The organism is Flavobacterium sp. (assembly GCF_004295795.1).
Classification (GTDB): Bacteria; Bacteroidota; Bacteroidia; order Flavobacteriales; family Flavobacteriaceae; genus Flavobacterium.
Map to the genome: position 1 here is coordinate 1 of NZ_SEBR01000005.1, position 13,997 is coordinate 13,997.

Below are 13,997 nucleotides of genomic sequence, written 5' to 3' on the forward strand. Positions count from 1 at the left end.
GTGCCGACTGCACCGAGGAACAGCACGCACAGAACAGACGCAGCGAGTTCCTTATCGTAAAACAGTAAATTTTTTTCAGCGTTATATACAAAACCCGGGCTTTTATGCTCGGGTTTTTTGTTTGCAAAAGCATTCGTTTTTCGATTAGTTTCTCGAAACGCAAGCGCATCGGAATCGAAAACGAGAAAAAGAAATATGGATTAGCTGACATTCTAAAAACATCTTTCTATCCGTTATCGGAATCGGTTGAAAGTAATTCCCCAATTTCGTATCTGACAGTTTGAAGTCCGTGAAAACTTTAAAAGCAAAAATGACCAATACCAGATTTGGCACCAGAAATCCAGAAGAAACCCACGAAGTTTTGTTGACAAAAGACGATTATCTTTACGAAGACAGAAGGCTCATGCGGCAAGGGTGTCGCTAACAAACCTGACGTCCGCAGAAAAATCGCGATTTCAAAAAGCGAACATTCAGTTCTCGTTTGGTACGAAAACAATGCTTCTGACGCATTCAAAACAAAAAATGGAAACAATCCTCATCGTAAACGGCGAAAGTTATTGGCAAGATTATCTGCCGAACCATAACGTCGAACAAAAGAAAATCCAGTCGACCGAATGGCTACTGAAAAAAGGCGAACTATATGCGATAGACCAAAACGGTGTTTGCAAACCAAGTAAAATTCTATGGCGAGTGGGCGCGATCAGGCCAAATGCCAAACATAGAACGGCATTGGAAATCATCGCCATGTCCGGAATCCCTTGTGTGAACGCCGCCGAAGTTTTGGTCAAAGGATACGACAGGCTGTCAATGCTGAACGTGACGAAAGCGTGTGAATTGCCTTTGATTCCATTCAATGTGGCAACGACATCGACGCATCTCAAGAACATCCAAATCGCGTTTCCGTTTGTGGTGAAAGCCGGAAATTATCACGGAGGTTTCGGAAAAGTGCTCGTAGAAGACGAACGAAAATGGCAGGATGTGAAAGATTTGCTGTTCATTTCGGAGGACTACGTGACGGTCGAACCTTTTATCGACTACGAAAAAGATATCCGATATCTGGCGATTGGCGACAAGATTTGGGCAATGGCGCGAAAAGGCAAGTTTTGGAAAGCGAATGTAGAAACAACCGATTTCGTTTTGATAGATATCAACGAAAAGCTTCTTGAGCAAACCAAAAAACTCAAGGATTTCCTCAAGGCTGACATCGTCGCGATCGATATCCTCGAGGACAAAAACGGCGAGTATCATTTTGTGGAATACAACGACATTCCCGGACTTTCAGGTTTTCCGGACGAAGTGAAATCAGAACTTGCAAAATGCATCGAAAGCAAGTGAATTGGCCCGACAAATCATTGGAAAGCCTCGAAAACGACGTTTGGAAATCAGGGGGAGAAGAACCGACGACGCTGATTCGGACCTGTTTCGCCTTGCGCGAAAAGCCGTTATCACAATTTGAGGTGGAAGATTTGCGGATCATGATTGGACAAAATATCGGTTTGGCTTATTTGATTCCGATGGCGATTGAGGTTTTGCACCAGAACATTCTGGCGGAAGGCGATTTCTATGAGGGCGATTTGTTGAATTCAGTATTGACTGCCGACGCAAAATACTGGCTGGAAAATAAGAGCGAATGGCAATCTGTCGTGGATTTGTTCGAGTCGAATTCAGAGAGACTGAAAACTGAGGACACCTCCAAATCCATCAAAAAACAGTGGTTTGGGCATTTTTCAAATTTCGCTGTGATAGGTTGAAACAGTTATGGAGTTCAGTTCTGATGCGTTGGAAATCATCAAAAGGAGTAGGGAAACCGTGGTCGAACTTGGTGACGACCACATCTGGTCTTTACACTTTTTGGTGGCGATTTGGGAGAGCAGAAAATTCCGTCCGAATAACCTTGAAGTGCCGGACTTTGAGTTGAATCCTTGAAAATTTGCCGATTCTTTTCTTGGACGAACGATCTTGCTAAAGTTGAGTCCGAACAAATACTGATTGCGATGCTCTCGGATGCGAGAAGCTAGGGCGGAAATTGTCTGAAAACCTTGAAATTTATAGCTTCGGATTTTGAATCGGTCGCACAAAAGGCGAAAATTTGGGATCGAAAATGCTGTCAATCGTTGGTTCAAGCCGTTTTCCGATGTGAGTCCGAATAATCAGAATCTTGTAAAGTCTGCTCGGCATCTGAACTAATCGACGTGATTCCCGAAAGATTCGACTTCAATCGGTTAACTTTAGAAAATGAAAAAACTCAGCCTTTCACTTTTCGTAATTTTTGTGGTTTTCTTCGGATTCGTCGCAATGCGAAAAGACGATTTCTCGAAGCTGCACGAAGGCGACCTGATTTTCCAGACATCCCTTTCCAGCCAAAGTAAAGCGATTCAGCTGGCGACCAAATCGAAATATTCGCACTGCGGGATTTTGTTCAGGGAAAACGGAAGGTGGTTTGTTTTCGAGGCGATCCAACCTGTGAAAAAGACGACTTTGGAAAGTTGGATAAAGCGAGGACAGAACAAGAAATATGTCGTCAAAAGGCTCAAAGACGAATCAGTGCTGAACGCCGATGTTCTTCGAAAAATGCAGCTTGTAGGTAAGACAATGATCGGGAAGAATTATGATCTGGGGTTCGGTTGGAGTGACGACAAGATCTATTGTTCGGAGCTGATCTGGAAAATTTACAAACGCGGCGCGGGCATCGAGATCGGAAAACTGCAAAAGCTTCGCGATTTCGACTTGTCTGATGCGACGGTAAAATCAATTTTGAAAGCGCGATATGGCAATAAGATTCCGTTGGATGAAACCGTGATTTCTCCCGTTTCGATTTTTGAGAGCGGAAATCTGAAGACGGTTTTGAGTAAGTAGACATGAAAGCACTTCACACTTGCGTCAAGGCTCGGAGCCGATTTAAAGCCCATATTTCCACGAAATTTTATTGAATGCATTTTGCCTAGCCCGGATGTTTGCGAGTAGCCCACAGCCTCGGAAATCCTGTTTTTTGACGTTTTGCGCGGCGACCTTGTGAAGCCCGACGCAAAGCGCACAAAAAACCGATTTGCGGGCGAGGACTACTGCGAGACAGCCGGAAATTGCTCCCCATAAAAAAACCGGCACTGAGGCCGGTTTTTATGAGAATCGAAAGGGTGTTATGGAGTAACCTTTACGTTGTCGATTTGCATCGTAGTTGTAATTCCGGTGCTGTTTCCTGTGTATTTGATTAGGAAGAAACCGTTTCCTGTCACGCCGGCCGGAATCGTATAGTTTCCGCTGTTTGTGAAGTTCGTGGCATAACCAGAAGTTGAACCCGAGGCAATCGTGAAGTTCGACGTGATGTCTACCAAAGTAGCGTCATCGACGTTTTGACCTGCAACGTAGTTTGTCGAGTAGTATACTTTAAGAACCGCTCCGTTGTTGAATCCGTCTTTGGTTTGGAAAGAGAATTTGTTTCCTGGCGTCATCAAAACCGGGAAAGCCAAATAAACCGTGTTCGACTGATTCGAGTTGAACGATGAAAACTGTGCGTATTTGTTTGATGAGAACGTTCTTACGCTCCAATATTTCGAACCGATGTTGGCGTCGTTTACCAGGTTGGCAAGCGTTTGTCCGTTGTAGTTGCTCGTCGTTGGGTAGCTTTCGAAAGTTTCGTTGAATGTCGGGTTGAACTGGATGTTCGCTCCAACAAGCGCCGGATAAGCATCAACACGTGGGCCAGACAAATGGATGTCGCTTTGTGAACGCACCATGAACTGGAATGTGCTTCCGAATTTTGTCATTACGCCACGGATCGATCCGCTTTCTGCCGGAACAGTTTCGTTGATGAACGAGGCGAAGCTGCTGAAACGGATGATCCCGTCTCCTGCGAAAGACAATGGCGGAACAGATGAACTCACCAAAGCGTGATTCGTAGCGCCACCGCCTGAATCTACGTCGTAGAATTTGCGTCCTACAGAACCGTCGGCGAATTGGACGTTGTCGATTTCGATAAGCGTTCCAAGAACTGCATTCGTGTATGCTTGCGTGATTGTCACGTGGCGCAACAATTCTGATTCTTCAACCTGCTCGCAGCCTACAAATACGTTTTTCTTCCAATCTCCTTCGGCGATACGGCCAACTGATGGCGTATCTGTCGGAGCTGGTTGATACAAAGCACCAATCGTTAGGATTCCGTTTGTAACTGCGGTGTAAAGTCCGTTCATTTTGACGTAGACTTTTCTTCCCGGGATGAAATTGTATCCATACATGGTCGTCACGTCCAAGGCGATCGCGAATCCGATTGGATCTGTTCCGTCAGTAGGAAGCGTTTGAAGGTAAACTGTCTTGAAGAAGTTCCCTTTTTCGTCGTTTGACGTCACGTAACCTTCGATGATGTCTTCTGTAGCCGATTCGTAAAGAACAGGTGAAGAAGTAGCGGCATTTTTCACGTCGAGAACAGCTTTGTTCGCAACAAGTCCCGGATCAACGCAGTCATTTGCCGGAGCCGAATAATCGTCGCTGTTCACACAGCTTACGGTCAAGCCGAGAGCAAGCAACAACAACGCTGATTTTTTTATGATGGATTTCATGGCTTTTTAGTTTTGGTAAGAGATTTTCACGTTGTCGATTTGGTAACCTCCGTCAATCGCGGCAGCAGTTCCGCCAGTCACTTTGAAAGCGATGTGGGCAGTTCCTGTGTAAGTAGACAAATCGATGTTTCCTGAATCCTGGAATTCGAAATAAGTCGCGCTTGTTCCCGGAATGGATGCAGGAAGCGCAGTCCAGGTAGCGGCGTTGATGTTCGCTTCGGTTCCGTCCCAGTCTGTAGAGATCAATACCTCGAGTGAGTTCGATGCATCGGTCACATAACTTTGGGAAACGTCGAATTTCAATGACTCGCCTTCTTGTTCGTCAAGGTTCACAGCTGGAGAAATCAACCATCCGATGTTCGTGGCGTCACCTGATTGGTAACCTGTGAACTCGGCATAATTGTTTCCGCTGTAAGTTTGGTTCTTCCAACGCATCGCTCCCGCTGTCACAAAATTGGACCATCCGGTAACGTCAAGGATCGTGTTGTCTGCAGCGCCGTTCTCAAAATCCTGTCCCAGGATAAGTGGCGTGTAGTTAGGCAATTCCGTATCGTCGTCGCCAACGCAGCTTACCAAAGCCGCCGACGCGATGAGGGCCAATCCGAAAAATTTAAACATTCTCATTTTCATAGCAATTAAAATTGGATGTACAAGTTAACGAAATATGTTCTTCCGTAACCTTGGAAGTATCTCGGGCCAAATTGAGGCGTTCCGCTGGCAAGGTCTGTGTCAAGCTCGCGGTAGTTACCGTTACGAGCTTGTTCGTATCCGCCGGTGCGGTATTTCTCGTCGAAAAGGTTGTTGACGCTGGCGAAGAATCCGAGCGTTTTTCCATCGATTCTCCAAGACTTTCCACCTGTAAGGTTCACAAGGTAGAAATTGTCAAGTCTTTCCTGTTGCAACAAACGACGCGCACGAGTTGGGTCGATGTTAAGGAATTCGTCTCCCGTTTCAGGGTTGCGGAAGAAATTGTCCGTGCGCAAGATTGGGGAAACGTCAAGGAAGTTGTCTGCCAGGTAGTTTCCGTTGGCACCGATCCACCAGAAATGCGGATCGCGGTACTCAATTCCTACAGAGTAAGCTTGCTGAGGCGTGCCCGGCAATCTGTAGTTTTTCAAGTGCGATCTTCCGTAGTTGATAAGCGGATTCGGGTTGTCTGGCGTAGCAGCGGCATCCTGGTTCAGGAAAACGTTAGGATTGTTGTCGTACGTAAATTGTCCGTAGGCGGCGCTTCCCGTAATTTTGATAGTCGAAGTAAGTTGGTATTCCAAACCGAGTTCTCCACCCATGTATTTCTTGTCTAGGTTGGTAACGGTTTCGGCAACAAATGCATCGGCATCTGAACCTTCACCTTCGAAAATACCTTCAGCAAAGAAGAAAGACGTTTCCGTAGCGTTTTTCACTTTGGCGTAATAACCTGTCAAACGGGCTTTGAATTTCGGCATTCTGATTACGTAGCTTCCGTCTGCAGAAACGATGTTCTCGCTTACGGCTTCTTCCATGATGTTGTTGCTCAAACGCGCATTCGGGAATACGTTGCGCATCGTTGGCGCTTTCGACATGTACAATCCGTTGAATACGAAATAGTTTTGTCCGTTGAGTTTGTAAGTAAGTCCACCTTTGAATCCGAAGTTTTCAAAAACCACCGATTTGCTTTTTCCGAAAGAGTTCGTCGGATAATATCCGTTTCTGTACAAACCTTCTCTTTGGTATTCCGTGCGAGTGAAATTCTGGGCAAGGTAGAAATCGAAAGTCTTGTAGGCGAACTTGAATTGCGTAAACGCATCGGCAACATTGGCCTCAAGGTTATAGTTGTATCCGAAAGCATCGCCCACGCCTACATTGCGGTTCGGGTTGTTCAGGTCAGATTGTTCCTGGTCGCCAGTTCCGAAAGCGTCGATGTCTCTGTAGAATTGTCCGCCCAAAAGATCCAAAAGGTTCTGGAAGTTGTGCGATTTCAATTTGCGGAAAGAGGCTCCGGCGTTCAAAGCGATGTTGTCAGAAAGTTGTGACGTCAGGATAGAGTTTGCAGTCCATTGCTTGTCATCTGTGCGATCTTCGTAAAGTACGTAAACGCTGTTTCCGTCTTCTGTGTTCTGGTTCGTGTTGTACAAGAAGTTCCAGTCGATTTGACGGTTTTGGTAAAACGGAGTCGTTGAAGCCAAGGTCGTTGTCGATCCAGGGAAAGTATCCGTAAGGTTGTATCCGTAGAAACTTGGCAAGTTTCTGTAGTAAGTTGGGTCAGGGTTTCTCGCATCCTGGTAATCCAAACGGCTGTTTCCAACAGAACCGCTTTGGAACGATACGTTTGTCTGCAAGCTTGTCTTGTCGTTGAACTTCCAGTAGTGCGTAAGCATGTTGATTGGCTCTTCTACGTCTTTGTCGCGTGAGTTGCGCTTCTTGCCGTTTTGCCATCCCCAATAAGAGTTGTATTCTTCACCTGCGATGTTGATTACCTCGGCAGTGTTGGGAGAGTTCTTTCCACGGCTGTTTTGCGCGTAGATCGAAGTGAAGTTCAAGGAATGGTGTTCGTTGAAACGTTTTTCGACGCTGGCAAAAACCGAAAACGCATCGTAATCTGTTCCTTCGAAATAACCTTCCTGAGCCCAACGGCGTGATGCCGAAACTACATAAGCCCATCCGTCTTTGCTCAATCCAGAGGCGTGAGTTGCCATTGTTCTCCAGCTGTAGTTCGTGTTCGTTCCCGAGAAAGAGACGCGGGTTCCGGCGCGGTAAATCGAAGCGCGTGTGTTGATTTCCTGAGTTCCGAGGATTCCTCCGAAAGTATAATCAGATGGAGCAGAACCCATCGTGAATTCCTGGTTGCGCGTCGCATCGTTCAAGCCGCCCCAGTTGCTCCACTGCGGACGTCCGTCGTATATTTTGTTCATGGTGACGCCGTTGATCATCGTCGTACCGTATTCGTTGTCAAAACCTCTGATTCTGAAACGGGCTTGTCCCCAGTTGAAGGCCGCCGACTGTTGGAAAACGTCGCGAGTTGCCTGAAGAAGTCCGGCAGTCGTTTCTGATCCGGAGTTGTCGTCACCAAGGTCGTTTTCTGTTATCGTGATAAGCGACAACTGTTGTTCTGAGGTAATGTCTTCCTCTAGAGCGACAGTTCCGAGGTCAAGGATTTTTCCTTGTTGGATCGTCACCGGAATCAATTGATCCTTGAATCCCGTGAAACGTACTCTGACCATTTGATCTCCCGTGGCCATTTCCTTGAAGTTGAACGCACCACTGATGTTGGTAAGTTCTGTGAGATTGGTGTTAATCACACTTACCTCGACATTTGGCATCGGGCGTTGCGATTTTGCATCCACGACTTTACCGGTCATACTGGTAGTAGCCTGCGAGAATGCGATAAGTGCCTGCATAGAAAGTAGAACACTAAGGACAAGTTTTCTCATATTAAAAATTAAAATTAATTCAGTTTCAGAGTCTTAATAAAAACTTAAAGCGGGCAAATGTACTGCTTTTAGTAATATTATTTACTTTTGGCTCGAGTTTTGTGTAAAACTTGACCTTAAATTAATATTAGATTTATGACGATTAAACGATTCATCGCTGCTTTTGTTGTGTTATTCGCAATAACTTCGGCCAAATCACAGGACAAACAGTATAAAGTGCATACGGTTGCGTTCTACAATCTGGAAAACCTGTTCGATACCATCAACGGTCCGAACAACGACGAAGAGTACCTTCCATCGCGTGGTTGGACATCAAAAAAGTACAGAAAGAAACTCGACAATCTCGGTCGTGTCATCCCGCAAATCGGAACAAGCGATCAGCAAAAAGAATCTCCGGCAATCATCGGTGTTTCTGAAATCGAGAATCGACGCGTGCTCGAGGACTTGGTCAAAAACTACCAAATGGCTGGGAAAGACTACGGAATCGTGCATTTCGACTCTCCGGACAAACGCGGTATCGACGTAGGATTTTTGTATCAGAAGAAATACTTCAAACCCACGAGCTACAAAAACATCCCATTGCTGATCACAACCGACGAAGGCAAAAAATCAGACAAAGACGACAAGGAAGACCACACCGAAGACGACAAGCAAGTTGCCGGCGTAGACAAACGCGTTTACACCCGCGACCAATTGTTGGTGACAGGTTTGCTCGATGGAGAAGAAATCCACGTGATCGTAAATCACTGGCCATCGCGTTCCGGTGGCGAGAAAAAATCGAGTCCTTTCCGCGAAGCAGCCGGAAGATTGAACCGCCGCATCATCGATTCCCTTGTGAAGATCAATCCGAACGCCAAAGTCATCACGATGGGCGATTTGAATGACGGACCTTACAACAAAAGTGTGAAGCAAGGCATCGGAGCCAAGTTGAAAAAGACCGACTTGCAGCCAGGCGACATGTACAATCCGTTCGAGCAGATGCAAAAAAATGGCGAAGCGACACTTTTTTACCGCGACGCCGGCGACATTTTCGACCAGATCATCGTGTCCGAAGGTTTCGTGAACGCCAAGACCGACAAATGGAAATACTGGAAAGCCGGAATCTACAACAAATCGTTCCTGATCCAGACATCAGGGCAATACAAAGGTTATCCGCTAAGGAATTCCACAGCCGAGCCCGGATTTTCGGATCACTTCCCGGTTTACATCTACCTTATTAAAGAAGGGAAGAAATAATTTCTCAACAGTAAATAGTAATAGACGGATCGGTGTTTCATCGGTCCGTTTTCTTTTGGCGAAATTTTAATCGACGCGATTCCAATATTCGCTAATTTTATGCACGGACGTATCCACCCGATTGCGTCTATCATCTCTAGTCTATTATCTATCATCTCTTAGTCTATCATCTCAAGAACATGGCCATAACTCCGCCTTTCAACCTTAATAAATGGATCGACGAAAATCGACATTTGCTGAAACCGCCTGTCGGCAACAAAAACATCTATCCGCTTTCTGACGACTATATAGTTATGGTTGTCGCGGGTCCAAACGCTAGAAAAGACTATCATTACAACGAAACCGAGGAACTTTTCTACCAACTCGAAGGCTCGATAAAAGTCATCGTTCAGGACGAAGGCGAGCGAAAGGAAATGGAATTGCACGCGGGTGACATGTATTTGCATCCGGCCAAAACGCCGCATTCGCCGGTTCGTTCAGAAGGTTCGATCGGTTTGGTCATCGAACGAGTGCGCGCAGGCAAAGGCTTCACCGACGGACTTTTATGGTTCTGCGAAAACTGCAACCACAAACTTTACGACGTGTATTTCGAACTGCACGACATCGAAAAGGACTTTTTGCCGCACTTCAAGCATTTTTACAACTCTCAAGAATTGCGCACTTGCGACAAATGCGGGACTAAGATGGATGCCGATCCGAGGTTTGTGAAGTAGGAAAACTCAATATCCAATAATCAAATTCCAAGTTCCAATGGAACGAAAAGTTGGGATTTGGGTTTTTGAACTTGGTTTTTTAATGGGAGCATTAACCCGCTATCCGCTATTAGCTTCCGTCAAAAATAAAGGGTTTGCAACAAAAACCGCGAGCTTCCTCTGGTCGCTGCGGTTTTTGGGCAAACCTGTTTTATTTTTTGGCGAAAGGCTAGCCGCTGCTATCGGGGCTAGTTTCGTTCAACATTCAACATTCGTTATTCGTTGTTCGACATTCAAGAAACTTCAACATTCAACATTCGTTATTCGTTGTTCGACATTCAAAAACTTCAACATTCAAAAAACTTCCAAATTCAACATTCGTTATTCGTTGTTCAACATTCATAAAACTTCAATATTTAAGATAAATTCTGTATAAAATCTTGTCTCATAAGTTTTTATGAAGTACGGAACGAATTAATTTTAAACAACGAACAACGAACAACGAACAACGAACAACGAACAACGAACAACGAACAACGAACAACGAACAACGAACAACGAACAACGAACAACGAACAACGAACAACGAACATTGGGCATCAAAGACATAAACGACGGAACATCTACCGGAAACGAAACCTTCGCTTCGGGAGAAATCCTCGAAAGTTATTCTCCGGTAGACGGACAACTTATCGCCAAAGTGCGCCAGTCAACCGCGGCAGATTACGAAAAAGTAATACAATCGGCTCAATCGGCTTTCAAGACATTCAGGCTTATGCCGGCTCCTCAAAGAGGTGAAATCGTGCGCCAGTTCGGACAAAAACTTCGCGAGAACAAAGAAGCGCTTGGAAAACTCGTCTCTTATGAAATGGGAAAATCGCTTCAGGAAGGTTACGGAGAAGTTCAGGAAATGATCGACATCTGTGATTTCGCGGTTGGACTTTCGCGCCAATTGCACGGACTCACAATGCACTCCGAACGTCCCGGACACAGAATGTACGAGCAATATCACTCGCTGGGAATTGTCGGGATCATTTCGGCCTTCAATTTCCCAGTTGCCGTTTGGTCGTGGAATACGGCTTTGGCCTGGATTTGTGGCGACGTCTGCGTTTGGAAACCATCCGAAAAAACCCCGATCTGCGGAATCGCCTGCCAGAATATCATCGCCCAAGTCCTGAAAGAAAACGATCTCCCGGAAGGTATTTCGTGTTTGATCAACGGTGATTACACGATTGGAGAATTGATGTCGAAAGACACGCGTGTGCCGTTGGTTTCGGCCACAGGTTCGACAAGAATGGGAAAAATCGTCGCCAAAACGGTTGCCGAAAGACTCGGAAAGTCGCTCTTGGAACTCGGCGGAAACAACGCCATAATCGTAACTCCGGATGCCGATATCAAAATGACGGTAATCGGAGCGGTTTTTGGAGCAGTCGGAACAGCGGGACAACGTTGCACATCGACTCGCCGACTTATTATCAACGAAAGTGTTTACGAACAGGTGAAAGACGCGATCGTGAAGGCTTACGGCCAACTTCGCATCGGAAATCCTTTGGATCAAAATAACCACGTCGGGCCACTTATCGACACGGCTGCCGTGACAATGTACAGCGATGCGCTTGAAAAAGTCGTCGCCCAAGGCGGAAAAATCCTTGTCGAAGGCGGCGTGCTGTCAGGCGAGGGATTTGAAAGCGGATGTTACGTGAAACCTGCAATCGCCGAAGCGGACAATTCTTACCAGATCGTGCAACACGAGACTTTTGCCCCGATTTTGTACCTGATCAAATATTCGGGAGAAGTCGAAAATGCGATCGATTTCCAAAATGGTGTCGCGCAAGGACTTTCGTCTGCGATCATGACCACGAATTTGCGTGAAGCCGAAAGATTCCTTTCCGTAGCTGGTTCAGACTGCGGAATCGCCAACGTAAACATCGGAACTTCCGGCGCTGAAATCGGTGGAGCTTTTGGAGGCGAAAAAGAAACCGGCGGCGGACGCGAATCTGGTTCTGACGCTTGGAAAGTCTATATGAGACGCCAAACGAATACGATCAATTACACGGACAAATTGCCTTTGGCGCAAGGAATAAAGTTCGATTTGTAAAAAATACCTGAATGGAACAGATGTCGAAAGTCGATCGCTTTCGACATTTGCCATTCGACTAAATTGTATATTTGGAAAAATCCGAAGCTATGAGAAAACTCCTTTTGATCCTGTGCTGTTTCCCGCTTTTGATGGCGGCAACTTGCGAAGACAACGATGACAACGCGTTTTTGGATGACAATTGTACTGAGGAAGCCGTCGCCGGACTCAACGTTCAGGTGAAAGATGCGGCAACAGGCGAATTTTTGTCAGATGTCGTTATCACGGCTCAAGATGGCGCTTATGGAGAAATCCTTGAGTTAGTTCCCGCGAGTAATCCCGCGACTTACGTTGGCGCTTGGGAGAGAACCGGAACTTACGTTCTCACGATTCAAAAAGACGGCTATCAATCGTTTATCTCAAACGGATTTCAGGTCACGGAAAATGTCTGTCACGTGAATCCTCAGAATCTTACCTTCGAAATATCGCCTTTGTAGCTATTTGGTAAAAAATAGAAATCCCGTTTAATAGACGGGATTTTTTTATGCTTTTTAGTGGCTCGTTTGCGGTTTTGAAAAAGTTCTTCGGCCTTTTTTTAGCTTTTAAGATGGTCAAGGTTTCGGAGTTTTAAACTCCGTCACGCGTCTTGCGGAGTCACAGACTCCGCGCTACCGCTGAAAAGTCGAAGTTGAAGAACAATTTGAACAACGAATAACGAATAACGAATAACGAATAACGAATAACGAATAACGAATAGCGAACATTAAAAACGATACCCAATCCCAAATCCAACGCCAAACTCCACAGGCGTATTGAACTCGTCATTGACTTCCTCGCTAAAATTCCGCCCAACGGTAAAATAAGGCCCAAACACGAATTTATCGTTGATGTTCCATTTGTAACCGCCGCCAATTCCGACGATAAAACTATCCATATCCACTTTTTCACTATCGGAATATTGTTGGTAATCGCCCACGCGAACCTGGATAAAAGGTGAAATCTGGAAAGCGTCGTTGCGTTCGCCCGTGTAATAACTGTAGGCAATCTTGAAACTGTTCGTGTCGAAATCCTTGGCTTGTCGGCCGATTCTCAGGTTGTAGACATCGTTTATAAGGAATTCGGCCCCGACCGATTGGTGGTTGTCGATCAGATATTCGTATCCGATTTCGGCCGAAGCATGCAAAATCGTGTTTCCGATATTCCATTTCACCTCGTGTTTCTGGGCCAAAGCCGAAAAAGCACAAAGCGCGCAAATCATATAAATCAGTTTTTTCATGTCGTTTGGATTATCTGTTTCGTCCGGTTTCGTCCGGATACAATTCGGGTAAAGTCTCGCTTTGCCAAAATTCCTTCGAATCGATGTCGATTACCGAAAGTTTTCCCTTGAAAGCCGCGCCGGTGTCGATATTCCAGATGTTGGCGCGATTTTGCGGCGTCATTTCGTCGATTCGCGTCGTTGGTGTGTGTCCTATGAAAACTTCCTTGTAAACCTTGAATCGCTTCGGATAAGCAGGATTTTTCGGACTCATATTCGGATCCAAAGCCAAAGCCATTTCCCAAAGCGTGCGTTCCCAATACAAAAGGCGCGGGAAATATTCGTGTTCAACGCCGTGCAGATTCGTGAATCCGGCGTGGACGAAAAGTCTGTTTTGGTCGTCAAGGTGATAATTCTGCAGTTTTTGCAAAAACTCGATATGCGGTTCTTTCGCCGAATCGGGCAAAATCGAATACGCAAGAATTGTCGCCTCGCCGCCATGTTGGTGCCACAATTTGTTCTCTTTTCCGCGAAGCCATTCCATCAGCAAATCGTCGTGATTTCCGCGAAGAAAAACACATTCATTCGTCTGCGAAAGCGCGATGAGATAGTCAAGCACTTGAGGTGATTCGCTCCAGCCGTCGACGTAATCGCCAAGAAAGATCAGTTTGTCGTCTGTCGTGACGTTGGCGCGATCGAAAGCTTGTGTAAGGGCGCGCAATCCGCCGTGTATGTCGCCAATGGCTAAGGTTCTTTTCATAAATCACCGCAAAA

At 45.9% G+C, this 13,997-nt stretch carries 14 protein-coding genes; 9 read left to right on the forward strand and 5 right to left on the reverse strand.

Annotated features, from left to right (window positions below; translation table 11 throughout):
* The first annotated feature begins 522 nt into the window (after positions 1 to 522).
* From EOO49_RS05560 to EOO49_RS05575, 4 genes are all read left to right on the forward strand, one after another.
* The gene (locus tag EOO49_RS05560) at positions 523 to 1,335 is read left to right on the forward strand and encodes a RimK family alpha-L-glutamate ligase (protein ID WP_290843572.1); all 813 of its coding nucleotides are present in this window, start codon (positions 523 to 525) and stop codon (positions 1,333 to 1,335) included.
* On the forward strand, positions 1,317 to 1,751 hold the full coding sequence (locus tag EOO49_RS05565; RefSeq protein ID WP_290843574.1) for a contact-dependent growth inhibition system immunity protein: 435 nt from the start codon (positions 1,317 to 1,319) through the stop codon (positions 1,749 to 1,751). The genes EOO49_RS05560 and EOO49_RS05565 overlap by 19 nt, the downstream gene beginning before the upstream one ends.
* A gap of 7 nt (positions 1,752 to 1,758) precedes the next feature.
* The gene (locus EOO49_RS05570) at positions 1,759 to 1,926 is read left to right on the forward strand and encodes a hypothetical protein (protein ID WP_290843576.1); all 168 of its coding nucleotides are present in this window, start codon (positions 1,759 to 1,761) and stop codon (positions 1,924 to 1,926) included.
* A gap of 309 nt (positions 1,927 to 2,235) precedes the next feature.
* A complete protein-coding gene (locus tag EOO49_RS05575) occupies positions 2,236 to 2,856 on the forward strand; it encodes a YiiX family permuted papain-like enzyme (protein WP_290843578.1) in 621 nt (206 codons plus the stop codon).
* 281 nt (positions 2,857 to 3,137) lie between these two features.
* On the opposite strand, the gene EOO49_RS05580 is transcribed toward EOO49_RS05575, so the two are convergent.
* From EOO49_RS05580 to EOO49_RS05590, 3 genes are read right to left on the reverse strand one after another with little or no spacing between them, the layout of a single operon-like run.
* On the reverse strand, positions 3,138 to 4,553 hold the full coding sequence (locus tag EOO49_RS05580; RefSeq protein WP_290843580.1) for a DUF5689 domain-containing protein: 1,416 nt from the start codon (positions 4,551 to 4,553) through the stop codon (positions 3,138 to 3,140).
* 6 nt (positions 4,554 to 4,559) lie between these two features.
* On the reverse strand, positions 4,560 to 5,177 hold the full coding sequence (locus EOO49_RS05585) for a choice-of-anchor J domain-containing protein (protein WP_290843582.1): 618 nt from the start codon (positions 5,175 to 5,177) through the stop codon (positions 4,560 to 4,562).
* 11 nt (positions 5,178 to 5,188) lie between these two features.
* Complete coding sequence (locus EOO49_RS05590) at positions 5,189 to 7,963, reverse strand: TonB-dependent receptor (protein ID WP_290843584.1); 2,775 nt, start codon at positions 7,961 to 7,963, stop codon at positions 5,189 to 5,191.
* Between the two features lie 135 nt (positions 7,964 to 8,098).
* On the opposite strand from EOO49_RS05590, the gene EOO49_RS05595 reads away from it, so the two are divergent.
* From EOO49_RS05595 to EOO49_RS05615, 5 genes are all read left to right on the forward strand, one after another.
* Positions 8,099 to 9,199: an endonuclease/exonuclease/phosphatase family protein gene (locus tag EOO49_RS05595; RefSeq protein ID WP_290843586.1), complete on the forward strand. Its 1,101-nt coding sequence runs from the start codon at positions 8,099 to 8,101 to the stop codon at positions 9,197 to 9,199.
* Between the two features lie 179 nt (positions 9,200 to 9,378).
* Positions 9,379 to 9,912, forward strand: coding sequence for a 3-hydroxyanthranilate 3,4-dioxygenase (locus EOO49_RS05600; protein ID WP_290843588.1), 534 nt, complete (start codon positions 9,379 to 9,381; stop codon positions 9,910 to 9,912).
* Positions 9,913 to 9,949: 37 nt separating this feature from the next.
* The gene (locus tag EOO49_RS05605) at positions 9,950 to 10,327 is read left to right on the forward strand and encodes a hypothetical protein (RefSeq protein ID WP_290843589.1); all 378 of its coding nucleotides are present in this window, start codon (positions 9,950 to 9,952) and stop codon (positions 10,325 to 10,327) included.
* Positions 10,328 to 10,483: 156 nt separating this feature from the next.
* Positions 10,484 to 11,989 (forward strand): aldehyde dehydrogenase family protein, encoded by a 1,506-nt coding sequence (locus EOO49_RS05610; RefSeq protein ID WP_290843590.1) that lies wholly within the window; start codon positions 10,484 to 10,486, stop codon positions 11,987 to 11,989.
* A gap of 89 nt (positions 11,990 to 12,078) precedes the next feature.
* Positions 12,079 to 12,465: a carboxypeptidase-like regulatory domain-containing protein gene (locus tag EOO49_RS05615; RefSeq protein ID WP_290843592.1), complete on the forward strand. Its 387-nt coding sequence runs from the start codon at positions 12,079 to 12,081 to the stop codon at positions 12,463 to 12,465.
* A 266-nt stretch (positions 12,466 to 12,731) separates the two neighbouring features.
* On the opposite strand, the gene EOO49_RS05620 is transcribed toward EOO49_RS05615, so the two are convergent.
* Together EOO49_RS05620 and EOO49_RS05625 are read right to left on the reverse strand one after the other, a co-directional pair.
* Positions 12,732 to 13,244 (reverse strand): DUF3575 domain-containing protein, encoded by a 513-nt coding sequence (locus EOO49_RS05620; RefSeq protein ID WP_290843593.1) that lies wholly within the window; start codon positions 13,242 to 13,244, stop codon positions 12,732 to 12,734.
* A gap of 10 nt (positions 13,245 to 13,254) precedes the next feature.
* On the reverse strand, positions 13,255 to 13,983 hold the full coding sequence (locus EOO49_RS05625) for a metallophosphoesterase family protein (RefSeq protein ID WP_290843594.1): 729 nt from the start codon (positions 13,981 to 13,983) through the stop codon (positions 13,255 to 13,257).
* Between the last annotated feature and the right edge of the window lie 14 nt (positions 13,984 to 13,997).